The sequence below is a fragment of the Pseudomonas sp. I8001 genome (assembly GCF_013385345.1).
Classification (GTDB): Bacteria; Pseudomonadota; Gammaproteobacteria; order Pseudomonadales; family Pseudomonadaceae; genus Aquipseudomonas.
In genome coordinates this window covers 156036-180541 of sequence record NZ_JACAQC010000010.1, presented here as the reverse complement: position 1 = coordinate 180541, position 24506 = coordinate 156036, and the positions used below count along the sequence as shown (strand labels likewise).

The following is a 24506-nucleotide window of genomic DNA, read 5'->3' as shown; positions in this document are numbered from 1 at the left end:
AAAACCGCCTTTTTACCCTGGCGGCAGGCCCTCGCAGAGACCTGGCGACGACCTATCCTTTTCACACGATACAGTGAAGATGCGCTTTATGACTCACAGGTCACTCAATTTTCTGCGCTTTGTGCGAAACACGGGGACATACAAACGCCAAAAACCACAACGGCCCACCCCGTTTCCAGGGTGAGCCGCCGGTTTGCAGCTGCGGACATCACATTTTGTTGAACAGGCTCAACTGAGAGATTTTCACAAAGGCCAACTGAGAGGCCTGCAGCATGGTTTGCTGAAGCTGCAGGTTGATCGCCGCCTGACCCATGTCAACGTTGCCCAGGGAACTCATGGTGTTGGTATTGGCAGTCCCCAGGCTGGTGTTTTCATCCGTTTGAAGATCCAGGGCATTCTGGCGAGCACCAATGGAGCCGCGCACCTGGTCAATCTGTGAACTGGCGTTGTTCAGGTTGCCGATGGTTTTGGCCACCACATCCTTGAGGTTGTTCTGCGCGACCAGGTTGCCGTCAGCCGGCGTTTCCAGGGCTTTGCGCAATTGGCTCAATGTGTCCAGGGCGTTTTCGTTCTTGTTGCTGACGGCGCTGACCGCAAACTGGTCGCCCGCCCCTGGCGCACCACTGATGTCGAACGTCACGCCGGCCGCGTTGATCGAGGTGGCACCGGCAGCCATGGTGCCGGTCGCGATGGTCTTGCTGTTCGGACTGTAGGGCTGCGCATACACCTCATACGTGGTGCCGCTGGTGAATTTGATCACCGCACCGGTATCAGGGAAGGTGCTGGCGTAGGCCGCCTGATCCGTCACCTGGCCACCGGTCACTTGTGCAGTCGACGCGTTGCCTGGCGAACGCGAAGCACTGAAGGTGTCCGGCTTGGATTGCAGGGTGAACGCCTTGCCCGCCACCAGTGCGTCGGAGTCAGCGCCGGGCGCAACGTCCGCGCCGAGCGTCAGGCTGATATCGAACTTGACGCCGCGCAGGTTGACGCTGGATGCGCCCTCTTTGGTCGCGTCGAAAGTGCCGTTGCCGGGAATCTCCGAGGTAACGTCGTTACCGTCCTTGTCGGTCACGGAATACTGCGTGCTGCTGCTGAAGGTCAGCTTGTAGGGCTGGCCGTCGGTAAAACTCTTGGTGTAGGTGACACCGGAGGTCACCGTGCCCGCCGATACCGCGACCTTGCCGTCATTGACCGCAGGCGGCAACAACGTAGCCTGGGTGCGACCGGTGTTGGTCGAACTTTCCATCATCGACTTACCGGTGTCGCCCCCCGCCATCGACAGATTGTCCGAGATCTGCAAGCTCAGCGGCGTCTCGTCACCCTGATACGTGTAGGTGCCGTCGTTATTGCGGATGTAAGGCGGCGTGTCGGTTTTCGACCCGGAAAACATGTAGTTGCCGTTGGCATCCTTGGAGTTGAGCAAGCCCAGCACCTGGTCCTCAAGCGCGCCCACTTCGCTGGCGATGGATTTACGATCGTCATCGCTCAGGGACTGGTTGGCCGCACGCAGCGCCAGTTCATTACCGCGCTGCAAGGCGGTGTTGATGCTCTTTAACACCGATTCTTCGTTGGTCAGCGAGTTCTGCAGGGTGTTGATGTTGCCGTTGAACTGGCCAAGCATGTCTTTCTGTTGCTGCAATTGCAGCAAGCGCGCGGCGGCGACCGGGTCATCGGAGGCGGTCTGCACCCGGATACCGCTGCTCGCCTGGTCCTGGGCTTTCACCACACCGGAATAGTTCGTCTGGTACTTGCTGGCGCTGGTGTCGAAATACTGCTGTGTAGAAATACGCATCGTCCCAGACTCCTTTAAAGGGCATTAATCAGTGTGCTGAAAGTTTCTTGCGCAGCCTTGATGATCTGCGACGACGCGGTGTAGTACTGCTGGAACTTGATCATGTCACCCGCCTCTTCATCCAGGTTGACCTGGGACACCGAGTTGCTGGCCGCCTTGTTCGCTGCCAACAGCGCACCCGTCGCGGTGGAATCGGTAGCGGCCTGGCTGGCTTTGGAGCCCACCTGCGACACGAGTCGGGCGTTGGCGCTGACCAGGCTCACACCCGGGCTGCCGTCGCTGGCGCCCACGGTGGCCTTGGTCTGCAAGTCCAGCAATTGCTGGGCGTTGCGGTTGTCGGAGGTGCCCGAAGCGTTGAACGAGAAAGTCGTGCTGTCACCATTGGCAGGCGAGCCGCCGACCGTGGTGTCGAAGTTGAAGCTTTTGCCCGGGATCAACGCACCCGAGGCATCGCGCATCGGTACGTTGATGCTGATCTTGTTGCCCTGGCCCGGGATGATGGTGCCACTGCCGATCGGATTGCCTTGCGCGTCGCTCACCGTATACGACTGGGTGCCGTCGGCGGCCGGCTTGCCAAAGAGCATTTTTACCGGCATGGAGTTTTCGATGCCGGCGCGCAACTGGGCGGTATCAGCGCCGCCATGAATATCCAGCGGCACAGTCAGCTGAGGCGGTGTGAACGTACCGGTGCCGGTGTTGGTCTTGCTCGCGTTCCCCGCCAAGGGGCCCGCGAAGGCGAGCTTGTTGACGTCCTTCAGGTCGACACCGATGCCCGTGGCCCCGTTGGCCGTGGGGCTGACCTTGAAGCTGTCACCGGCAGCCATGGGCCCTTTGCCGTCCAGTGCCAGGGTAAAGCCATCAATCACCGGCGGCGGCGTGGTGGTGGTGTCGAACGAACCCATGGCCTTGCCGTCGGAGCGGACGACGTTGTACTGGTTACCACTGGTAAACGTGACTTTGTAGTCGTAGGTCGTCAGCTGGCTGCTGTCCTTGATCGTGACATTCAGGTTGCCAGACCCCGCGCTGTTGCCGGCGGCCCCTTGGCTGCGCTGGGAAATCGCCGCCGCGCTGTTGATATCGGTGAACAGCGACGAACCGAATTCGCCGTTGAGGTCCAGGCCCTGGCCCAACTGATTGTTGATCGTGTCTGCCGTGGCAATCGCGATGCGCCCCAGATCATTGATGGCCGGCATCAGCACGTCACTGCGATAGCGCAGCAAGCCACCGATACTGCCGCCGGTGACCACATTGCCAAGGTCAATGGACGAGTCGCCCATCGAGAGCTGGATGGTGTACTGGCTATTGTCGGTGCTACTCGGTACCGCAGAGATATTATTGGATATCCCGCCTTCCACCAGCGACTGCCCCGTACCGGTCGTAATACTGAACTGTCCGTTTTTTTCCGTGGCCGTAACGCCGATCAGCTCGTTGAGCGAGCGCACCGCTTCGTCACGCGAGTCCAGCAGGTTGGCCGGCGCACTGCTGGAAGTCCCCTGGGCCTGGGCAATCTGCTTGTTGAGCGAGGCGATCGAGGACGTCAGCTTGTTGACCTGATCCGTCATGGTGCTCAACTGACTGTTGATCGTTTGTTTCTGCTGGTTCAACTGGCCGGAAATGGAGTTGAAGCGGTTGCTCAGGGTCTGGGCGCTGGTCAGCAGCAATTGGCGCGCGGACACGTCGCCCGGGGTGGCAGAAGCCGTCTGCGCCGCCGCGAAGAAGGCACTGAGCACCGAAGACATGCCGGTGTTGGAATCCGACAAGGTCTTGTCGATGGCACTGGCCTGGTCCAGGTAGGCGTTGGCATCGCTGTCGAGTGCCGTGCTGTTCTGGTAAGCCGTGGTGAGAAACTGGTTGTACACCCGACGCACGTCCGCCAGGGTCGTACCGGTGCCGATAAATACGCCGCCGTAGGCGTTCGACGCATTCGCGGTCTGAGCGCTCTGTTGACGCGAGTATCCCGGGGTGTTGACGTTGGCGATGTTGTTACTTAAGACCGACAACGATCCCTGGGCGGCATTGAGCCCCGACATCCCGATATTGAGCAAACTCATGATTCAGACCTTATAAATGAGTGGAAGCGCCCGCGGCAGCGTAGTTCTGGTAGCTGTTCATCGTTTTTGCGATCTGCGAAATCTTGCTGGCGTAATCCGGGTCGGTTGCATAACCGGCTTTTTGCAACTCGCGCACAAACTGTTCCGGGTTGTCGGCTGATTTCACAACTTCTTTATAGCGATCATTGCTTTGCAGCAACGTCACCAGGTCATGGAAGCTGTCCTGGTAGGAATTGTAGGAACGGAACTGCGCCGTCTCCTTGACCATCGCGCCATTGCGAAACTCGCTGGTGATCGCCCGGGCCTGTTCGCCCTGCCAACTCTGGCCGGCCTTGATGCCGAACAGGTTGTGGCTGCTGGTGCCATCCTCGGCACGCATCACCGATTTACCCCAACCGGTTTCCAGGGCGGCCTGGGCCACCAGGTAGCGTGGGTCGACGCCAATCCGCGCGGCGGCCTGCTTGGCCATCGGCAACATGGTGGCGACAAATTCATCCTGCGAGCTGAAGGCTTTCTTCGCCGGTGCCAGCGGTGGCTGGGCGACGGCGCGGCCGTAAACCTGCATCTGCCCGCGAGGCGGTATGGCGGCAAGGCTGCGGGCGGTGCTGTTGACCACGCCATCATCGGCAGCGCTGTTGCGCAGCGGCGCGGCCTTGGCGGCAGTGGTAGCCTCGGCACCCGGCACGATGCCGGCCAGCAGGCGATCCGTCAGCTTGCTGGGCAACGAGATGCGTCGCTGATTCATCAGCGCCATGTCGTTGGCGTGGGAGTTGGTGCCTTCAGGCACCGCCACGCGGTACGCCCACAATGGCCGCTGACCATTGCTGCGGCCCAGCGGGCCATCGGCCTTGGTACCGGCGGCAATTTCAGTCGGTACATCCACCTTCTTCGCGGGCGCAGCCGGGCCTTGCAGGGTGGCCGCCTGGGCGTCCACCGGCTTGTTCTTCTGCATCTGGCGCAGCAGCACGTCCGCCAGGCCGATACCACCGCCCTCGCGAGACAGGGAAACCGCCAACTGCTGGTCGTACATTTCCTGGTACTGCTTGGCCGCCGGGGTATTCAGCGGGTTGTCCTTGCCCAGGGCTTCGGTGGCCGAACGCATGGACTTGAGCATTTCGCCGAGAAACAGCGACTCGAATTCCTGCGCGACCTTGCGCATGTTGCCGTCGCTGTTCTTGTCGCCGACCTTCAACTGGTTAAGCCGGTTGAGGTCGGAATAGGAACCCGAATCCGCCGTACTGGTCAGGCCGCTCTTGCGCATGTCCATGGCCATGGCGTCAGATCACGATCAGGTCGGCTTGCAAGGCGCCGGCCTGTTTCAATGCTTCGAGGATCGCCATCAAGTCGCCGGGCGCTGCGCCCACCTGGTTCACCGCACGGACAATCTCGTCCAGGGTGGTGCCGGGGCCGAACTTGAACATCGGCTTGGCTTCTTGCTGGGCATTCACCCGCGAGCGGGGTACCACGGCAGTCTGGCCGTTGGACAACGGGCCAGGCTGGCTGACGATCGGGTCTTCGGTGATGGTCACGGTCAGGCTGCCGTGGGTCACGGCCGCTGGCGAAACCTTGACGTTCTGGCCGATCACGATGGTGCCGGTCCGCGAGTTGATGATGACTTTCGCCACCGCCTGGCCCGGGTCAACCTCAAGGTTTTCCAGCAGAGACAGGTAGTCCACACGCTGGCTTGGGTCCAGCGGTGCCGTCACACGAACCGAGCCGCCATCGATGGCCTGGGCCACGCCCGGGCCGAGCAGCTCATTGATCTTGTCGACCACGCGCTTGGCGGTGGTGAAGTCAGAGCGGTTGAGGTTCAGGGTCAGGCTGTTGCCCTGGTTGAAGCCGCTGGGCACGGTGCGCTCCACCGAGGCACCACCGGGAATCCGCCCGGCCGACGGCACGTTGACGGTGATCTTCGAACCGTCGCGACCTTCGGCATCAAAGCCACCCACCACCAGGTTGCCCTGGGCAATGGCGTAGACGTTGCCGTCGATACCTTTGAGCGGGGTCATCAGCAAGGTGCCGCCGCGCAGGCTTTTCGAGTTACCCATGGACGACACGGTGATATCGACCACCTGCCCCGGCTTGGCGAACGGCGGCAAGTCAGCGCTGATGGACACAGCCGCGACGTTCTTCAACTGCACGTTGCCCGAGCCCGGCGGTACCTTGATGCCGAACTGCGAGAGCATGTTGTTGAAGGTCTGCAGGGTGAACGGGGTCTGGGTGGTCTGGTCACCCGTGCCGTTAAGCCCCACCACCAGGCCGTAGCCGATCAGCTGGTTGGACCGCACGCCGGAAATGCTCGCGATGTCTTTCAAGCGCTCGGCCTGGGCGCCTGCGCTCAGGGCCAGCAGCAACATCGCAGCCATCAGCTGTTTGAAGTTCAAAGTGATCACCTAGAAAGGGAACAGCGGGCTAAGGAAGAAACGGTCAAACCAGCCCGGCTGACTGGCGTCAGCAAACGAACCCGTACCCGAGTAGGTGATGCGTGCATCGGCAATCCGTGTCGACGGCACGGTGTTGTCGGTGGAGATATCGTCGGCGCGAACCATGCCCGCAATGCGCACCAGTTCGTCACCGGTGTTGAGGGTCATCCACTTCTCGCCGCGTACGGCAATGATGCCGTTGGGCAGCACGTCGGCCACGGTCACGGTGATCGAGCCGGTCAGGCTGTTGCCCTGCCCTGCCGCACTCTTGCCGTTGGTGGCGCGGTCGCCGCTGTAGCCGGCGTCCAGGCTCAGGTCACCGCTGCCCAGCGGGTTGTTGGTGTTCGGTACACCGCCAAACAATGAAGTCAGGCCGATGCTGGTCTTGCTGGTCTTGCCGATCTGCGAGTTGGCGTTCTTGCTCGCCTGGGTCTTCTCGTTCAGCGTGATGGTGATGATGTCACCGACCCGGAAGGCCTTGCGGTCGCTGTACAGGTTCTGTTCGAACCCGGCCTGGTAGATCGAGCCATTGTTGGCGGCCGCCGGCAAAGGCGTGCGCGGCAACACCGGCGCATAGTACGGGTCATTGGGCTTAGGCGTCGGGGCGACACAGCCCGCGAGCACAGCAATCCCACTCAATGCCAGAACAGAAACATAGCGATTCATGACCCATACCTCACGGTGTTGCAGGCGCCTTCAAGGGCGCCCCATAGACTTGATTACAGATTCTGCGTTACGAACGAAAGCATCTGGTCGGCGGTGGAAATCACCTTGGAGTTCATCTCGTAGGCGCGCTGAGTGGTGATCATGTTGACCATCTCTTCAACGGTGCTGACGTTGGACGTTTCCAGGGTGCTTTGCAGGGTGGTACCAAAACCGTTGAGGCCCGGGGTGCCGATTTGCGGCGCGCCGCTGGACGCGGTTTCCAGGAACAGGTTGTTACCGATCGCCTGCAGGCCGGCCGGGTTGATGAAGTCAGCGGTTTGCAGGTTGCCGATCACCTGGGACGCCGGGTTGCCGGCCACGGTGATCGACACGGTGCCGTCGTTGCCGACGGTGAAAGTCTGGGCGTTGTTCGGCACGACAATCGCCGGCTCCAGCGCGAAGCCATTGGCGGTCACGACCTGGCCGTTGGAGTCCAGGTGGAACGTACCGTCACGGGTGTAGGTGGTGGTGCCGTCCGGCTGCAGGATCTGGAAGAAACCTTTGCCGTTGACTGCCAGGTCCAGCGGCTGGCCGGTCTGCTGCAGGTTACCGGCGCTGAAGTTCTTCTGGGTGCCAACGATTGCCACACCGGTACCCAGTTGCAGGCCCGACGGCAATTCGCTGTCCTGGGTCGACTGGGCGCCAGGCTGCTTCTTGATCTGATAGAGCAAGTCCTGGAACTCGGCGCGGTCACGTTTGAAACCCGTGGTCGACACGTTGGCCAGGTTGTTGGAAATGGTGGTCAGGTTGGTGTCCTGGGCGGACAGGCCTGTCTTGGCAACGTATAGAGCCGGAAGCATGTTCTTCTCCTTCGTGCGCCTGTTTTATGGCGCCGCGCTACAAAAATTAGTGTGTGGCTGCTATCAGCTCATCGCCAGGACGCGGGTCATGGCCTGGTCGTCTTCTTTGGCGCTGTTCATCATCTTGATGTGCAATTCGAACTGCTTGGACAGGGCCAGGACTGCCGTCATTTCTTCGACGGCGTTCACGTTGCTCGCCTGCAGGAAGCCCGACGTCAGCTTGACGTTGGCATCGGCCTGGGCCGGCTGGCCATCCTTGGTGTGGATGGTGCCGTCGAGGCCCTTGGTCATGTTCTTGAGGTCGGGCTGCACCAGCTTGATCCGGTCCACTTCAGCCATCACCCGCGGGCCTTCGCCCATGGCGCGGATGCTGATGGTGCCGTCCTGGCCGACTTCGATCTGCTGCTGGGGCGGCACGGCAATCGGGCCGCCGTTGCCCATGATCGGCATACCGTTGCCGGCCCGCAGCACGCCCAGCGCATCGACGTTCATGCTGGCGCTGCGCACGTAGGACTCGCCGCCATCCGGGTTTTGCACGGCCATCCAGCCGTCACCGCTGACGGCCACATCGAGGTCACGGCCGGTTTCAATCATCGCGCCAGGGGAAAAGTCCGTGCCTGGGCGCTCGGTCAAGGCAAAGGCCCGCGCCGGAAAGCTGTCACCGAACACCGGCATCGAGCGCGCCTGTTCCAGGTCACGCTGGAAACCATTGGTGGAAACGTTCGCCAAGTTGTTGGCGTGGGCCTTCTGCGCCAGTGCATTCTGGCTGGCGCCGGTCATTGCCACGTAAAGGTACTTATCCACGCTCTTTCCTCTTTCTGACGGACGCTTGCCGCCCACCGCTGTACTGATGAGGCTTAAGCAATTTGCGAACCAACTTTTTGAAATGAGGAAAAGTCCAGGCGGGGCGGGGGTTTGCCGGCAGGTGGCAGCTGAGGGCAGCAGGAAGAGAGTCGAAAAAACGGCGGACTTATGCCGCTAACGGCAAGTGCAGGTATCAAGACCGACAAAGATCAACTGTAGGAGCTGGCTTGCCTGCGATGGCGGTGTATCAGCTACCACTTGTTTTGCTGACCCGCCGCTATCGCAGGCAAGCCCGCTCCCACAGGTTTAACCGCGTTCGGCTTTGACGACTTCGTAGTCGCGCAACTTGTTGGCAATAGTGGTGTGGGACACGCCCAGCCGCTTGCCCAACAGCCGGCTGCTGGGATGTTCGGCATACAACTGCGCCAGCACGGCCTTTTCAAAGCGCCCGACGATCTCCTCCAACCCGCCTTCCAGGGAAAAATCCCCCAGCGGCTGGCGCACGCCATAGTCCGGCAGGCGAATGTGCTCGGCCTTGACGGTGCCGCCCTCACACAGCGAAACCGCCTGGAACAGCACGTTCTCCAACTGCCGCACATTCCCCGGCCAGTGGTAATGGCTGAGGCGTTCCATCGCCGCCGGTGCGAGCTTGGGCAGCGGGCAGCCGATCTGCCGACTGGCCTGATCCAGGAAGTGCTCCACCAGCGGCGGCAAACCGTCGAGGCACTCGCGTAGCGGCGGGATATGCAGCGAGAGCACATTGAGACGATGGTAAAGGTCCTGGCGGAATTCGCCCCGGGCGCACAGTTCGGAAAGGTCCACCTGGGTCGCGCAGATCACCCGCACATCCAGGTACACCTCTTCATCACTGCCTACACGGCGAAAGCAGCCGTCCTGCAGAAAGCGCAGCAACTTCACCTGCAACCGCGCGCTCATTTCGCCGACGCCGTCGAGAAACAACGTACCGCCCGCCGTCAGCTCCAGCAGTCCCAACTTGCCCTCCGCCCTCGCCCCTTCAAAGGCGCCGGGACCATAGCCGAACAACTCGGTCTCGGCCATGGACTCGGGCAAACCGGCGCAGTTGAGCGCCATCAACGGCGACTGGCCGCGTGGGCTGGCCAGGTGGCAGGCGCGGGCCAGCAACTCTTTGCCGGTGCCGGTTTCGCCTTCTATTAATAGAGGCGCATCCAACGGCGCCATGCGCCGAGCCTCACGCACCACGGCGGCCATGACCCTGGAGCTTTGGAAAATGCTGTCGAAGCCGCGCAGCTCCTGCTTGCGCACATTGTAGATACGCTCACCCACCCGGTCGGCGCGGTGCAGGGTCAGTACGGCGCCGGCCATGGCTTCGCTGTCGTCATGCTCGGAGGATTGCAGCGGCGCAATATCGGCCAGGAATACATCGCCCTTGACCTTGACCCGCAGGCCGTTGATTCGAGACTTGCTGGCCCGTACCAGTTCCGGCAAATCGAAATCTTCGGCGTAGCGCGACAACGGAATGCCCGGCACCTCATCCACCCGTACTCCGAGCAACTGCGCCGCCGCGCGGTTGGCCGCGACGATGGAGCCGCCCATGTCGATGGACAGCACCGGAAACTCCAGCGCCCCCAGCAGCGCGTTGAGCTCCATATGCCGACGCTCGCTGGGCATCAGCCCTACCCGCTTGACGCCAAATACCCCGGCAATCGCCTCGAACTGCGGGCGCAATGCCTGGAACTGCAGGTTCACCAGGTTCGGGCAATAGAGGTAGATGGCGTTGCCGTGCTCGCCACCGACCTCGCCCTTGGCAACGTTCACGCCGTACTCCACCAGCAGGTTGAGGATGTCCCGCAGGATGCCGATGCGGTTCTGGCAATGCACTTTGATACGCATGAGAAGGCCCGAAGAGGTGGAGTCGCTGCGTCTTTTTGCCGCTGGCCGCAGATAATCGTCAAGATTATGTGACAGCTGCGAGGCGATTCACACCCAAAATACGCCACAGGGAGAACGAATCGCTTCATCCGTAACGAAAACTTTACGAATCTCAGTAACTTTTCCTACAAAAGCGTGGCGCAGGAGGATGGCTTCCTGGCCCAGGCGGCGTATCAATAGGCTCATCCCAGGACATAACAAGAACGAATGCCTAGCAGGAGAGCAGTATGAAGCAGACGCAGTACGTGGCCCGCGAGCCCGACGCGAACGGTTTTATCGACTACCCGCCCGAAGAACACGCGGTGTGGAACACCTTGATCACGCGCCAACTGAAAGTGATCGAGGGCCGCGCCTGCCAGGAATACCTGGACGGCATCGACAAGCTCGGCCTGCCCCACGACCGCATTCCACAGCTGGCGGAAGTCAACAAAGTGCTGGCCGAGACCACGGGCTGGCAAGTCGCCCGGGTGCCGGCGCTGATCCCCTTCCAGACTTTTTTCGAATTGCTCGCCAACAAGCAGTTTCCGGTGGCGACGTTTATTCGTACCCGTGAAGAGCTGGATTACCTGCAGGAACCGGACATTTTTCACGAGATCTTCGGCCATTGCCCACTGCTGACCAACCCCTGGTTCGCGGAATTCACCCACACCTACGGCAAGCTCGGCCTGGCCGCCACCAAGGAACAGCGCGTGTACCTGGCGCGCCTGTACTGGATGACCATCGAGTTCGGCCTGGTGGACACGCCCGAAGGCCGGCGCATCTACGGTGGCGGCATCCTGTCTTCGCCCAAGGAGACCGTGTACTGCCTCTCGGACGTGCCCGAGCATCAAGCCTTCGACCCGCTCGAAGCGATGCGCACGCCGTATCGCATCGACATCCTGCAACCCGTGTACTTCGCCCTGCCCAACCTCAAGCGCCTGTTCGAAGTGGCGCAGGAAGACATCATGGGCATGGTCGAACGCGGGATGCAGCTGGGGCTGCACGCACCGAAGTTCCCGCCCAAGCCAAAAGCGGCTTGAACTGCGGCTTTTAGGGCCAGGTGAGTCTGTTCCCTGGCCCCGCGTTGCTTTAGGGTGACGCTACTGACGACCGTTTCCAAATACTCGATTTCAGGAATACCCACATGACCACGTTGAACCAAGCCCACTGCGAAGCCTGCCGCGCCGACGCCCCGCAAGTCAGCGACGAAGAGTTGCCGGTGCTGATCAAGCAGATCCCCGACTGGAACATCGAAGTACGCGATGGCGTGATGCAGCTGGAAAAGGTCTTCCTGTTCAAGAATTTCAAATTCGCCCTGGCCTTCACCAACGCCGTGGGCGCGATCTCCGAAGCTGAAGGCCATCACCCGGGCCTGCTCACCGAATGGGGCAAAGTCACCGTGACCTGGTGGAGCCACTCCATCAAGGGCCTGCACCGCAACGACTTCATCATGGCCGCGCGCACCGACGAAGTGGCCAAGGATGCCGAGGGCCGCAAGTAATGCATTTCGACGCAATTGGCCGGGTACCCGGGGACCCGATCCTCGGGCTGATGGAGTTGTACGCCCAGGATCCAAACCCGAACAAGTTCGACCTCGGCGTGGGCGTGTACAAGGACGACCAGGGCCTGACGCCGATCCCCCATTCGGTAAAACTGGCCGAGCAGCGCCTGGTGGAACAACAAACCACCAAGACCTACATCGGCGGCCATGGCAATGCCGCGTTCGGCACGCTGATCAGTGAGTTGGTGCTGGGCGCTGGTTCGCCGCTGCTGAGTGAACGCCGCGCCGGCGCCACCCAGACGCCTGGCGGCACCGGCGCGCTGCGCCTGAGCGCCGACTTTATCGCCCACAGCCTGCCCGGCCGTGGCGTATGGCTGAGCAACCCGACCTGGCCGATCCACGAAACCATCTTCGCCAAGGCCGGGCTCAAGGTCAGCCATTACCCGTACGTGGGCAGCGACAATCGTCTGGACGTAGCGGCAATGCTGGCCACCCTGTCGACGGTGCCTGAGGGCGATGTGGTGCTGCTGCACGCCTGCTGCCACAACCCGACCGGTTTCGACCTGTCCCAGGATGACTGGCGCCAGGTGCTGAAGATCGTCCAGGAACGTCAGTTGCTGCCGCTGATCGACTTTGCGTATCAGGGTTTTGGCGATGGCCTGGAACAGGATGCATGGGCGGTGCGGCTGTTCGCGGCTGAGCTGCCTGAAGTGCTGATCACCAGTTCCTGCTCGAAGAACTTCGGCTTGTACAGCGACCGTGTCGGCGCGTTGATTGTGTGCGCGGCGGACGCCGAGAAACTGACGGATGTGCGCAGCCAGCTGGCGTTCATTGCGCGTAACTTGTGGTCGACGCCGCCGGACCATGGTGCTGCTGTGGTGGCGACGATTCTCGGTGACGCCGGGCTGAAAAAGCAGTGGGCCGAGGAAGTGGAAGCGATGCGGGCGCGGATTGCGCAGCTGCGTTCCGGGCTGGTGGAGGCGTTGGCGCCCCATGGGTTGTCGGAGCGGTTTGCGCATATTGCGGCGCAACGCGGGATGTTTTCCTATACCGGGTTGAGTGCGGAACAGGTGAAGCAACTGCGGGACAAGCACAGCGTGTATATGGTCAATTCCGGGCGTGCGAACGTGGCGGGGATTGATGCGACGCGGTTGACACTGTTGGCCGAAGCCATCGCGGATGTTTCCCACACCTGACTGAAGAAACCGGCTCCAAATGTGGGAGCGGGCTTGCTCGCGAAGGCGGCGGGTCAGTCGAATTATCTGGTGACTGACACTCCGCATTCGCGAGCAAGCCCGCTCCCACATTTAGACTGAGTGAGTCTGTGAGTCTGTGGGTTTGAGGCTCAGCCCGCGACCATTTCGGCTTTGAGCTGTGCCTCTTTCGCCTGGGCATCCGCCAATCGATACAGCTCGATATGCCCGTCCCAGTGCTCGATCAGCGCTGTGCACGACTCCACCCAATCCCCGCAATTGAGGTAGTCCACCTCGCCCACCTTGCGAATCTCCGCATGGTGAATGTGCCCGCACACCACACCATGCAGCTCGCGCTTGGTCACTTCGTGGGCGATCGCTTCTTCAAAATCACTGATAAAGCTCACCGCCGTCTTGACCTTGTGCTTGAGGTACGCCGACAACGACCAATAGCCGTAGCCATAACGCGCCCGCCAGTGGTTCAACCAGCGGTTGAGCGTGAGGGTGAATTCGTAGGCCGAATCGCCGAGGAACGCCAGCCAGCGGTGGTACCGGGTGATCACGTCGAACTGGTCGCCATGGATCACCAGCAAATGCCGGCCATCGGCAGTCACGTGCACCGCTTCGTCCACCAACTGGATATTGCCAAGGATCAGCTTCGAATAACGCCGCAGGAATTCATCGTGGTTGCCGGTGACGTAGATCACCTCGGTGCCGCGCTTGCTCATGGTCAGCAGGCGGCGGATCACGTTGGTGTGGGCCTGGGGCCAATACATGCCGCTGCGCAGCTTCCAGCCGTCGATGATGTCGCCCACCAGGTAGACCTTGTCGGCGTGGTAGCCCTTGAGGAAATGCGAGAGGTGTTCGGCCTGGCAATCCCGGGTGCCCAAATGCACGTCGGAAATCCACAGGGTACGCACGCGTTGCTTGCGGCTGGGTTTGGCGAGTTCGGCGCTGGTCATGGGCATGCCTCACGGTGTTTTCGCGAGCTTGCGCCCACGGGATTAATAGCCCATGACAGTGTTGCGTCAGTCTGATGACAGCGCCCACAGGCGGCGAAGCGATGTAAACTGCGGGCCTGCCCAGGAGACTGCGATGAGACCCAACCTCACGCTACGCCACTACCCCGATGCGCCTATCGCCCATAGCCACGACCATGCACAGCTGGTGTTTGGCCTGTCCGGGCACCTGGACTTCGAGGTGGATGGCCGGGGCGGCCAGGTGCAGCACAGCAGTGTGATGGTGCTGCCCTACTCCGCCCATCACGCGTGCCGCAGTCGCGATGGCAGCCGCTGCCTGGTGCTGGACGTGCCCGATGAGCACTGGCTGGCGCAGTCCCTGGGAGAGCACGCCGACGCCAGCCGCCGCTTGCTCGACCGGTGCGCACACCTGACCCTCGACAATCGCCAAAGCCAACTGGTGCAATGGCTGGCGAGCAGCCCGGTGGACGACCCGCTGATCGCCCAGCAAGGCGCCGTATTGCTGCTGGCCAGCCTCAACCTTGCGCAGCCGCCGGTGGGCAAGCGCCTGCCCTATGCCGCGTTCGATGCGCATATCCAGCGGCACGCCGCGCACCCACTGCAAGTGGCGGACCTGGCGAAGCTCGCCGACCTATCCGTCGCCCGCCTGCATGCACGGTTTATCGCGGAAAGCGGGCAGACGCCGATGGACTACATCCGCACCCGGCGCTTGCAGATGGCCCGCGGCCTGTTGCGCGACAGCCAGCTGCCGATCGGCGAGATTGCCGCGCGGGTGGGCTATGGTTCGCAAAGTGCATTTGCTGCGGCGATGCTGCGCGAGTTTGGCCTCTCGCCCCGAGCCTTCAGACGAGCACCGCCCGGTGCAGGAGCTGGCTTGCCTGCGATAGCATCTCCGCGCGCTATCTGAACGACCGAGTTGTCTGCAACGCAGGCAAGCCAGCTCCCACAGGGATCTTCACCAAGCAAGAGTCCTGCGACAAAAGCCGCGAGCCCAACGACAGACGCGAATGCCTGCAACCCTCTAGACTGCGATCCTGTAAACCCGTCGTTTAAGGATCGCAATGACTCCCCGCACAGCCCTCGGCGCCCTGCATATCGGCGCATTGATGTTTGGCCTCACTGGTGTGTTCGGCAAACTGGCGGCCGCTTCGCCGGCGATTATCGTGTTCGGCCGCGCCGCGTTCGCGGTCATTGCCCTGGCAATCTTTGCGCGCTTTGCCAGCAACACGCCCTGGCAGAAGCTGCAAGCCCGCGACTGGCGCCGCCTGCTGGTCAGCGGCCTGCTGCTGGCCGGGCATTGGGTGAGTTTCTTTATTGCGGTAAAGGTCGCCGGTGTGGCCATCGCCACCCTGGGCTTCGCCACCTTCCCGGCGTTCACGGTGATTCTCGAAGGCTTGATTTTCCGCGAGCGGATTCGCGCCAACGAGATCCTGCTGGTGGTGCTGGTGAGCATCGGCCTGGTGCTGGTCACGCCGGATTTCAATCTCGCCAGCCAGGCCACCAGCGGCTTGTTGTGGGCGGTCGGCTCCGGGTTGTTGTTCTCGCTGCTGTCGCTGAACAACCGCGCCAGTGGGCGCATCCCGCCGGTGCAGGCCGCCTTGTGCCAGAACGTGGTGGTAGCGCTGTGCCTGTTGCCCGTCGCCGCGCCCGGGCTGGCCGAAGTGCGGCCACTGGACTGGCTGTGGATCGGCCTGCTCGGGGTGTTCTGCACCGGCCTGGCCCATAGCTTGTTTGTCGCCAGCCTCGCGGTGCTCAAGGCGCGCACGGCGGCGGTGGTGTTTGCCATGGAGCCGGTGTACGGCATCACCGCGGCCTGGCTGCTGTTTGCTGAAACGCCGACCCTGCGCATGCTGATGGGCGGCGCGCTGATCATCGTGGCCATCGTGGTGTCCGGGCTGATGGGCGGCGCCAAACCGGCAAAGCAGCCGGCCACCACGGCCGAGGTTCACTGAGTACGGTCGTTATGCCCCAGGTCCCGTTGCGGGTCGATCTGGTCGCGCACTCTTTGCTTGAGCACCTTGGCTTCCGGGAAGCCCCCGTCGGCCTTGCGTTCCCAGATCTGCACACCGTCGCAGGTAATCCGAAACGCACCGCCGGTGGCCGGCTCCAGGGCCACTTTGCCGAGGTCATCGGCGAACGTGCTCAGCAATTCCTGGGCCAGCCAGGCGGCGCGCAGCAGCCACTGACACTGGGTGCAATAGGTGATGACAATCTCGGGCTTGGCCGCTGACATGAATTGACTGGCTCCTGCTTGGCGGGTTGAAAGGATCGAGTGGCTATAATACCGGCCTTTATCGTCCTGCCTTGAGATTGATGATGCGCCGCCTGTTGTCCTGTCTGTTGCTGTGCCTGTTCCCTGTCCTCGTCCAAGCCGTCGAAAATCCGCGCCCGAAGATCGGCCTGGTGCTCTCCGGCGGTGCCGCCCGTGGCCTGGCGCACATTGGCGTGCTCAAGGCCCTGGAAGAACAGGGCATCCACATCGATGCGATTGCCGGCACCAGCATGGGTGCGGTGATCGGCGGGCTGTACGCCTCGGGCTACAAGATCGACGAGCTGGAAAAACTCGCGCTGAACATCGACTGGAAGCTCGCCCTGTCTGACGCGCCACCGCGGGAAGACGTGCCATTCCGGCGCAAGCAGGATGACCGGGATTTCCTGGTCAAACAGAAACTCAGCTTCCGCGACGACGGCAGCCTCGGCCTGCCACTGGGGGTGATCCAGGGTCAGAACCTGGCCTTGCTGCTGGAAAGCATGTTCGCCCACACCAGTAACGTGCGGGATTTCGACAAGCTGCCGATCCCCTTTCGCGCCGTGGCCACCGACATCACCAGTGGTGAAAAAGTGGTGTTCCGCAAAGGCCACCTGCCCCAGGTGATCCGCGCCAGCATGTCGATCCCGGCGGTATTTGCCCCGGTGGAACTGGATGGCCGGCTGCTGGTGGATGGCGGCATGACCGATAACATCCCGCTGGATGTGGCGCGGGAAATGGGGGTCGACATCGCCATCGTCGTCGACATCGGCACCCCGCTGCGCTCACGCAAGCAACTCAACACCGTGGTGGACGTGCTCAACCAGTCCATCACCCTGATGACCCGGCGCAATTCCGAAGAACAACTCAAGGCCCTGGCGCCCCGCGACGTGCTGATCCAGCCGCCCCTGGCCGCCTACGGGGTGACAGATTTCGGGCGCGCCAAGGACATGATCGACGCAGGCTACCGCGCCACCCGCGCACTCGACGTGCGCCTGGCGCACCTGCGCCCGGCCGAACCGGTGGACCCGTCGCTGGTGGCCGCGCGAACGCCCGGCGAGCGCAACCCGGTGATCACCGCAATCAAGGTAGAGAACGACTCCAAGGTGGGCGACGAGGTGATCCGCTACTACATCCGCCAGAACCTCGGCGAGCCCCTGGACCTGGCCCGCCTGCAAACCGACATGGGCACTCTGTACGGCCTGGATTACTTCGAACAGGTGCAATACCGCGTGGTGAAAAAGGGCAAGGACAACACCCTGGTCATCAGCGCCCGGGGCAAACGCAGCGGCACCGACTACCTGCGCCTGGGCCTGAACCTGTCGGATGACATGCGCGGCGACAGCGCCTTCAACCTCGGCGCCAGCTACCGCATGAACGGCATCAACCGCCTCGGCGCCGAATGGCTGACGCGGGTGCAGATCGGTGACAAGCAGGAGCTGTACAGCGAGTTCTATCAGCCGATGGACACCGGTTCACGCTACTTCGTCGCGCCCTATATCAGTGCCCAGGCGCAGAACGTCGAACTGATTGAAGACAATAACCCGATCTCCGAATACCGCCTGGAACGCTACGGTTTCGGCCTGAACGTGGGCCGGCAGATCGGCAACAGCGGCGAGATTCGTTTCGGCGTCGGCGAGGCCTGGGGCAAGGCGGATGTGCGCATTGGCGACCGGAATTCACCGAGCATCAACTTCAGCGAGGGTTTCTATGAACTGAAGTACTCCTTCGACTCGTTCGACAACGTGTACTTCCCCCATACCGGCGAAGACATTGGCCTGGCCTTCCGGGAGTTCGAACCGGGGCTGGGTTCGGACCAGCGCTATCGCCAGTGGGAGTTCAAGCTGGACAAAGCCATGAGCAGCGGGCCGGACACACTGATCCTCGGCGGGCGCTATGGGCGCACCCTGGATAAGTCGGACGTGGTGATTTCCAGCTTCCTGCTGGGGGGCGCGCGGCAGCTGTCGGGCTTTCGCGAGGATGCGATTGCCGGGCAAAACATCAGCCTGATGCGCGCGGTCTACTATCGCCGGCTGACGCCGCGGTCTTATCTGCCGCTGGATTTCCCGTTGTACCTGGGCGCATCACTGGAACGTGGGCGAGCGTGGAACAACGACAATGAATACGACAGCGGGTACATCAACGCCGCCAGTATTTTCCTGGGGTTTGATACGCCGCTGGGGCCGTTGAATTTCAGTTATGGGTTTAACGATGACAGTCAGCAGGCGGTGTACCTGAACCTGGGGCAAACCTTCTAACTACGCCGCAAAACCCATGTGGGAGCGGGCTTGCTCGCGAAGGCGGTGTGTCAGTCAGCACATGTATTCACTGACACTCCGCCTTCGCGAGCAAGCCCGCTCCCACATTTTTGATCTTCTGTGTACTTGGGGTCAGGACTTCTCGAGATTTCCGAGGATGTGTTCATGCACCCGCATGCACACCCGCAGATCCTCTTCATCAACACCCACAAACAGCTCATGGCGCAAGGCCGTGGCGATGGTCTCGATCTGCTCGATCAGCGGCTTCGCGGTGTCGCACAGCACGATGCGCTTGGCGCGGCGGTCTTCCACCACGGCCTGGCGTTGCACCAGGCCCTGGCTTTCCAGGCTGTCGAGCAAACGGGCCAAGGTGGGCCCCTCTACCCCGACACTCTGCGCCAGCTCACGCTGGGTAGGCGGTTCGGTAAAACGGGCCAGGTGCAGCAGCACCAGCCAGCGTGCCTGGGACAGTCCCAAACCTGCCAAGCGGCGATCCAGCTCGGCACGCCATCCTCGGGACATATGCGCCAACTGCATGCCAAAACGGTGTTGATCGGTTAACGGCATAAAAAACTCATGGATTAGACTGAAAATAAAGTGTGGCTAATTATTAGTCAGCTAAGCATGACCCATGCCAGTAGGCAAGACCCGGTATGTACTGATTCGTTACATTGTCGTAATTGGCACATCAAATCTCGAATTCCGACTGCAAAGCGGCCCTTACGCAGTACAAAACGCCCTCGGGAACGCGGCCGGTAAACAGCGGCGCAATCTCGGAAACGGGTGGCAATTCGCCTTCTCCGTCCAGAAATGCATCCTGGATTTCACCGAGCAAATCTTCCGGCAGATCAAGGGCCTGCTCCAACGACAACTGCTGCTTGCCAATGGACTCGGCGAGCAAGGTGTAGACGTTCTTTTCCGAGCACTGCAGCTGCCCGGCGATCTGGATCGGGGTCATGCCGGCACGGGCGAGGCTGATCAACTCGTGGCGGATGTCGGCGACCTCTTTCGGCGCCTCGACCTGGCCGCCGAGCACTTCGAGGAAGGCCTGGCCATAACGCTCCAGCTTGCGCGCACCGACGCCGCTGACCCTGGCCATCTCGCCCAGGGTAGTGGGATGGTCGCGAAGCATTTCCAGCAAGGTGGAGTCCGGGAAGATGACGTAAGGCGGCACGCTGTGTTCCTGCGCCAACTTCTTACGCAGCGCGCGCAGGGCTTCCCATTGTTCGCGCTCTTCGAAACGCACCAGTTGGCTGGCCTGGCTGGTGCTGCTCTTGGCGGTGGTTTGCGGCTTGAGGTCGCGGCGCAGCTCCAGGCTGACTTCGCCCTTGAGCAGCGGCCGGCAACTGTCGTTCAGGCGCAGGCCGCCGTAGCCTTCCAGGTCGATGTCCACCAGGCCACGGGCGACCATCTGCCGGAACAGCGAGCGCCACTCGCCTTCGGCGCGGGCCTTGCCCACACCGTAGACCGAGAGTTTTTCGTGGCCGAAGCTGCGAATCTTTTCATTGTCCTTGCCCAGCAACACGTCCACCAGGTGGCCGACGCCATAGCGCTGGCCGGTGCGGTAGATCGCCGACAACGCCTGGCGCGCCGGCTCGGTGGCGTCCCAGGTCTGCACGCCGTCCACGCAGTTGTCGCAGTGGCCGCAGGGCTTGGGCATGTCTTCGTCGAAGTAGGCGAGCAAGGTCTGGCGACGGCAGCGGGTTTCTTCACACAGCGACAGCATCGCGTCGAGCTTGTGCTGTTCCAGGCGCTTGTGGCGCTCGTCGCCTTCGGAGTTCTGCAGCATCTGCTTGAGCATCACCACGTCTTGCAGGCCGTAGACCATCCACGCATCCGCCGGCAGGCCGTCACGGCCGGCACGCCCGGTTTCCTGGTAGTACGCCTCGAGGGATTTGGGCAGATCCATATGGGCCACGAAGCGCACGTTGGATTTGTCGATGCCCATGCCGAACGCGATGGTGGCGACCATGATCAGGCCTTCCTCGTTGAGGAAGCGCTTCTGGTGGTAGGCCCGCAGTTCGTTGGGCAAGCCCGCGTGATACGGCAGTGCCGGGTAGCCTTGTTCACTGAGGAATGCGGCGACCTCATCAACCTTCTTGCGCGACAGGCAATAGACAATGCCGGCGTCGCTGCGCCGATCGGAGAGGAACGCCAGCAACTGCTTGCGCGGCTGTTCCTTGGGCACAATGCGGTAAAAGATATTCGGCCGGTCGAAGCTCGAGAGGAAGCGCTCGGCGTTCTGCAGGTGCAGGCGCTCGACGATTTCTTCGCGGGTCCGTTTGTCGGCGGTGGCGGTCAGGGCGATGCGCGGGACGTTGGGGAACAGTTCCGCCAGTTGGCCCAGTTGCAGGTATTCACGACGGAAATCGTGGCCCCATTGGGACACACAGTGGGCTTCGTCGATGGCGAACAGGGCGATTTCCAGGCTCTGCAGGAACGCCAGCATCCGTGGCTGCACCAGGCGCTCGGGGGCGAGGTAAAGCATCTTCACTTCGCCGCGCTTGATCCGGGCGGCGAGGTCACGCTGCTGTTCGGCGCTGAGGGTGGAGTTCAGCGAAGCAGCCGCCACGCCGAGCTCTTCAAGGGTGGCCACCTGATCGTCCATCAGGGCGATCAACGGCGACACCACCACCGCAAGCCCTTCCCGCAGGAGTGCCGGTACCTGGAAGCACAGCGACTTGCCGCCACCGGTAGGCATCAGCACCAGGGCGTCACCGCCGTTGGCCACGCGCTCAATGATCGCACCCTGGCGGCCACGAAAACTGTCGTAGCCGAAGATGTCCTTGAGGACGCGTTGAGCCTGCTCGAGCATGAAAAACTCCAAATATCGCCGAAATCCCTCTGTACAGGCTGGTCGAAAAAGCACGCTTGAGCGGGAAATAATCCGTAAGCGAACTTTTCCCGCGACTGGCGCTTGGCCTGCAGGGGCATCACAAAACGCGGCAGTATACCCGAGCGTTACCCGGCAAAGGGTGCCGTTGGTGAATTGCCGCCGGGCTCAAATACCTCTCAAATCTGTGCTGCGGCTGGCCTGGCAGCTCAAGAAAGCCTAGAATTGCCCATCGTTTATTCCCAAGGTAGTCCGTCAATGTCCTTCGCTGAGCAACTAACCCGCCTGCAAGCCTTCCTCGATGCCGATGAGCTGCACGACGAGGCGCTGGACTACGTGGCCGCCCACGGCTATCTGACCGCGTTGTCGATCTGCTCCGATGCCGTTCCCGACCGTGAATGGATCGACGCCCTGTTCTCCGAAGAGCCTCACTACAGTGATGCCGCCCAGCGCGAAGAAATCGAATCGACCCTGCTGGCCCTCAAGGCTCACATTGGCCGCCAACTGGCTTCCGATGAAGAGTTCGAACTGCCTTGCGACCTGGACCTGGGCGAAGACCCGGACGACTCCGAACTGCGCGGCTGGTGCATCGGTTTCATGGAAGGCGTGTTCCTGCGTGAAGAGGCCTGGTTCGAAACGGCTGAAGAAGAAGTCAGCGAAATGCTGCTGCCGATCATGGTCGGTTCCGGCCTGTTCGACGAACAGCCTGAATTCTCCGACATCGCCGCCGACGCCAACCTGATGGACGACATGATCGTTCAGATCCCGGAAGCGCTGACCGCCCTGTACCTGCTGTGCAACGCACCTGACGAAAAGCCGGCGATCCTCAAGCCTCGCCACCACTAAGACCGTTGCCCGTGGAGCCCATGGGCAACCGTTCCGCGATCCTGCGTTACGTTCTGCTAGCCATCGGCTGGTTGAGCGTGGCGCTCGGGGTAATCGGCATCTTCCTGCCGGTGCTGCCCACTACCCCCTTCCTTCTGCTGGCTGCCGCCTGCTTTGCCCGTAGCTCCCCGCGCTTCTACCACTGGCTGGTGGAACACCCGCGCCTGGGGCCGTGGATTCGTGACTATCTGGATGGCAACGGGATTCCGCTCAAGGGCAAGGTGTATGCCATTGGGTTGATGTGGGTGAGCATCGGATTTTCCTGCTACCTGGTGCCGCTGATCTGGGCGCGAGGGTTCATGCTGACCAGTGCGGTGTTGGTGACGGTTTATATTTTGCGGCAGAAGACCTTGCCCAAGGCACCGCAGGACTAAATGTGGGAGCGGGCTTGCTCGCGAATACGGTGGATCAGTCAGCACATGTATCGGCTGACACACCGTATTCGCGAGCAAGCCCGCTCCCACATTTTTAATCCAGTCGCTTCAGAGGGATCAACGCATCGGCGGCAAGCCATACGCCGCCAAATCAAAGTCAGCCAACTTGCGAATAATCTGGTCGGCATGGTGATACTTGCTGTCCGCCATCGCCTCATCCGGCACCGCAATCGCGGTCATGTGCGCAGCCTTCGCCGCTGTCACGCCAAACGGCGAATCCTCAAACACCAGGCAATCCTCTGGTGCCACACCCAAGCGGCGCGCCGCCGTCAGGAAGATATCCGGCGCCGGCTTGGCCGCCCCGACCTCCGGGTCATCCGCCGTGACGATAGTGTCGAACAGCCCAAACCACTCACGGTGCAACGTGGTCTTGTGGCCAAACGAGTTGCGCGACGAACTGGTGCCCACGGCAATCGGAATGTTATGCGCCTTCAAGTGCCGCACCAGCGCCTCAGCACCCGGCATGCCCAAGGCCTTGGGGAAACGCTCGCTCATCAGCGGCTCGCGGATCACCAGGAATTCTGCGGGGGTAATCGGCAGGTCCAGCGCCTTGACCACGTAATCCGCCAGGTCCTGGGCGCCGCGACCAATGATGTGCTGCTTGATCCCCCAGTCATAGGTACGGCCATAGCGTTCGGCGATGATCTGTGTGACTTCGGTGTAGATGCCTTCTGTGTCCAGCAACAACCCGTCCATATCGAAAATGACAGCCTTGATCGGGACAGCGGTACGCGGTGCATTCATCACTACAGATCCGTGGGCAAAAGGACTAAAAGGATTCAGCACAATAACGGCCAGCGTTACCTGCAAGCAACCGTTACGGCCTTGTGCCGAATCCAGTCAGTGCTTCACTCGGGAAAATCCGCCCCCTCAGTTACCTCAGCCCACGCATCAAAATCCGCACTCAGCGCCTTCACCTTGGTCCGCGCAAAGGTCAACGCAGCCTTGCCCAGCAACAGGCGCAATGGCGGTTGCTCAGCCTCCACCGCCTTGACGATGGCAATCGCCGCGCGCACCGGATCACCCGGCTGCTTGCCGCTGTAGTTGCGAACCATATTGGCCCGTGCCACCGCCGTTTCCTTGTAGTCGGCAATCCCGTGAGCCGCCTCGTTGGCCGAACGCCCGGCCCAGTCGGTGCGGAACGGGCCCGGCTCGACCAGCAACACCTTGATCCCCAACGGCGCGACTTCCTGGGACAGCGCCTCGGAAAGGCCCTCCACCGCAAACTTGGTCGCATTGTAGAAACTCAGCGACGGGAACGCCGCCACACCGCCCACCGAGGAAATGTTCACGATGCTGCCCGAGCGCCGGGCGCGCATGCCGGGCAAGGCCGCGCGGGTCATGGCGCTCAAGCCCCACACGTTGATTTCGAACATGTTGCGCACGTCATCCAGGTCGCTTTCTTCGAAGGAGCCGAAGTAGCCGACACCGGCGTTGTTGACCAGTACGTCGATATGGCCGAAACGTTCTTCAGCCGCTTTGACAGCCGCCTCGACCTGGGCCTGGTCGGTAACGTCCAGCGTCAGGACCAGGGCGTTTTCTTCGTGACCGGCAACGATGTCTTGCACCTGCTGCGGATTACGCGCGGTGACCACGGTCGGGTAGCCGAGGCTCAGGGTGTGCAACGCCAGCTGGCGGCCGAAACCGGTGGAGCAGCCAGTGATGAACCAGACGGGTTTTGCGGTGGAAGTCGTCATAAAGGGCCAATC

22 protein-coding genes are annotated in these 24506 nt (G+C 61.8%); 8 read left to right on the top strand and 14 right to left on the bottom strand.

Annotation, left to right across the window (positions count from 1 at the left end):
• Window positions 1-208: 208 nt before the first annotated feature.
• The 8 genes from HX839_RS10400 to HX839_RS10365 all read right to left on the bottom strand — a co-directional run bounded on the left by HX839_RS10400 (window position 209) and on the right by HX839_RS10365 (window position 10447).
• Complete coding sequence (locus tag HX839_RS10400; RefSeq protein ID WP_003214602.1) at window positions 209-1792, bottom strand: flagellar hook-associated protein 3; 1584 nt, start codon at window positions 1790-1792, stop codon at window positions 209-211.
• A gap of 14 nt (window positions 1793-1806) precedes the next feature.
• Window positions 1807-3843, bottom strand: coding sequence for a flagellar hook-associated protein FlgK (gene flgK / locus HX839_RS10395; protein WP_102604682.1), 2037 nt, complete (start codon window positions 3841-3843; stop codon window positions 1807-1809).
• Window positions 3844-3853: 10 nt separating this feature from the next.
• The gene (flgJ, locus tag HX839_RS10390) at window positions 3854-5116 is read right to left on the bottom strand and encodes a flagellar assembly peptidoglycan hydrolase FlgJ (protein ID WP_087692741.1); all 1263 of its coding nucleotides are present in this window, start codon (window positions 5114-5116) and stop codon (window positions 3854-3856) included.
• A gap of 4 nt (window positions 5117-5120) precedes the next feature.
• Window positions 5121-6209, bottom strand: coding sequence for a flagellar basal body P-ring protein FlgI (locus HX839_RS10385; protein ID WP_032899355.1), 1089 nt, complete (start codon window positions 6207-6209; stop codon window positions 5121-5123).
• A 27-nt stretch (window positions 6210-6236) separates the two neighbouring features.
• On the bottom strand, window positions 6237-6932 hold the full coding sequence (flgH, locus tag HX839_RS10380) for a flagellar basal body L-ring protein FlgH (RefSeq protein ID WP_003214607.1): 696 nt from the start codon (window positions 6930-6932) through the stop codon (window positions 6237-6239).
• Between the two features lie 53 nt (window positions 6933-6985).
• Window positions 6986-7771: a flagellar basal-body rod protein FlgG gene (gene flgG, locus HX839_RS10375; RefSeq protein ID WP_003214609.1), complete on the bottom strand. Its 786-nt coding sequence runs from the start codon at window positions 7769-7771 to the stop codon at window positions 6986-6988.
• A gap of 63 nt (window positions 7772-7834) precedes the next feature.
• Window positions 7835-8575: a flagellar basal body rod protein FlgF gene (locus tag HX839_RS10370; RefSeq protein ID WP_003214611.1), complete on the bottom strand. Its 741-nt coding sequence runs from the start codon at window positions 8573-8575 to the stop codon at window positions 7835-7837.
• 306 nt (window positions 8576-8881) lie between these two features.
• Window positions 8882-10447, bottom strand: coding sequence for a sigma-54-dependent phenylalanine hydroxylase transcriptional regulator PhhR (locus tag HX839_RS10365; RefSeq protein WP_003214613.1), 1566 nt, complete (start codon window positions 10445-10447; stop codon window positions 8882-8884).
• 266 nt (window positions 10448-10713) lie between these two features.
• On the opposite strand from HX839_RS10365, the gene phhA reads away from it, so the two are divergent.
• From phhA to HX839_RS10350, 3 genes are all read left to right on the top strand, one after another.
• Window positions 10714-11505: a phenylalanine 4-monooxygenase gene (phhA, locus tag HX839_RS10360; RefSeq protein ID WP_003214615.1), complete on the top strand. Its 792-nt coding sequence runs from the start codon at window positions 10714-10716 to the stop codon at window positions 11503-11505.
• 104 nt (window positions 11506-11609) lie between these two features.
• The gene (locus tag HX839_RS10355) at window positions 11610-11966 is read left to right on the top strand and encodes a 4a-hydroxytetrahydrobiopterin dehydratase (RefSeq protein ID WP_010166022.1); all 357 of its coding nucleotides are present in this window, start codon (window positions 11610-11612) and stop codon (window positions 11964-11966) included.
• Entirely contained in the window at window positions 11966-13162 is a 1197-nt protein-coding gene (locus tag HX839_RS10350; protein ID WP_177067026.1) for an amino acid aminotransferase, read from the top strand. Before HX839_RS10355 ends, HX839_RS10350 begins: the two co-directional genes overlap by 1 nt.
• A 149-nt stretch (window positions 13163-13311) precedes the next feature.
• On the opposite strand, the gene HX839_RS10345 is transcribed toward HX839_RS10350, so the two are convergent.
• Window positions 13312-14121, bottom strand: a complete 810-nt coding sequence (locus HX839_RS10345) for a UDP-2,3-diacylglucosamine diphosphatase (RefSeq protein ID WP_003214618.1) — start codon at window positions 14119-14121, stop codon at window positions 13312-13314.
• Between the two features lie 133 nt (window positions 14122-14254).
• Between HX839_RS10345 and HX839_RS10340 the strand changes: the two genes are divergently transcribed.
• Both HX839_RS10340 and HX839_RS10335 read left to right on the top strand, forming a co-directional pair.
• A complete protein-coding gene (locus tag HX839_RS10340) occupies window positions 14255-15046 on the top strand; it encodes an AraC family transcriptional regulator (RefSeq protein WP_087692744.1) in 792 nt (263 codons plus the stop codon).
• Window positions 15047-15200: 154 nt separating this feature from the next.
• Window positions 15201-16091, top strand: a complete 891-nt coding sequence (locus HX839_RS10335; RefSeq protein WP_003214622.1) for a DMT family transporter — start codon at window positions 15201-15203, stop codon at window positions 16089-16091.
• On the opposite strand, the gene HX839_RS10330 is transcribed toward HX839_RS10335, so the two are convergent.
• Window positions 16085-16372: a SelT/SelW/SelH family protein gene (locus HX839_RS10330; protein ID WP_003214624.1), complete on the bottom strand. Its 288-nt coding sequence runs from the start codon at window positions 16370-16372 to the stop codon at window positions 16085-16087. The genes HX839_RS10335 and HX839_RS10330 overlap by 7 nt on opposite strands.
• Before the next feature lie 83 nt (window positions 16373-16455).
• On the opposite strand from HX839_RS10330, the gene HX839_RS10325 reads away from it, so the two are divergent.
• Entirely contained in the window at window positions 16456-18645 is a 2190-nt protein-coding gene (locus tag HX839_RS10325) for a patatin-like phospholipase family protein (RefSeq protein WP_003214625.1), read from the top strand.
• Between the two features lie 132 nt (window positions 18646-18777).
• Here the strand turns inward: HX839_RS10325 and HX839_RS10320 are convergent, their stop codons facing one another.
• Both HX839_RS10320 and recQ read right to left on the bottom strand, forming a co-directional pair.
• The gene (locus tag HX839_RS10320) at window positions 18778-19212 is read right to left on the bottom strand and encodes a MarR family transcriptional regulator (protein WP_004371158.1); all 435 of its coding nucleotides are present in this window, start codon (window positions 19210-19212) and stop codon (window positions 18778-18780) included.
• 121 nt (window positions 19213-19333) lie between these two features.
• Window positions 19334-21460, bottom strand: coding sequence for a DNA helicase RecQ (recQ, locus tag HX839_RS10315; RefSeq protein WP_004371161.1), 2127 nt, complete (start codon window positions 21458-21460; stop codon window positions 19334-19336).
• Between the two features lie 276 nt (window positions 21461-21736).
• Here recQ and HX839_RS10310 point away from each other — a divergent pair, with 276 nt between their 5' ends.
• Together HX839_RS10310 and HX839_RS10305 are read left to right on the top strand one after the other, a co-directional pair.
• Window positions 21737-22324, top strand: coding sequence for a YecA family protein (locus tag HX839_RS10310; RefSeq protein WP_177067025.1), 588 nt, complete (start codon window positions 21737-21739; stop codon window positions 22322-22324).
• A gap of 20 nt (window positions 22325-22344) precedes the next feature.
• Complete coding sequence (locus tag HX839_RS10305; RefSeq protein ID WP_177008388.1) at window positions 22345-22737, top strand: YbaN family protein; 393 nt, start codon at window positions 22345-22347, stop codon at window positions 22735-22737.
• Window positions 22738-22854: 117 nt separating this feature from the next.
• On the opposite strand, the gene HX839_RS10300 is transcribed toward HX839_RS10305, so the two are convergent.
• Window positions 22855-23541, bottom strand: a complete 687-nt coding sequence (locus HX839_RS10300) for an HAD-IA family hydrolase (RefSeq protein ID WP_004371166.1) — start codon at window positions 23539-23541, stop codon at window positions 22855-22857.
• A gap of 104 nt (window positions 23542-23645) precedes the next feature.
• Window positions 23646-24494, bottom strand: coding sequence for an oxidoreductase (locus HX839_RS10295; protein ID WP_087692746.1), 849 nt, complete (start codon window positions 24492-24494; stop codon window positions 23646-23648).
• Between the last annotated feature and the right edge of the window lie 12 nt (window positions 24495-24506).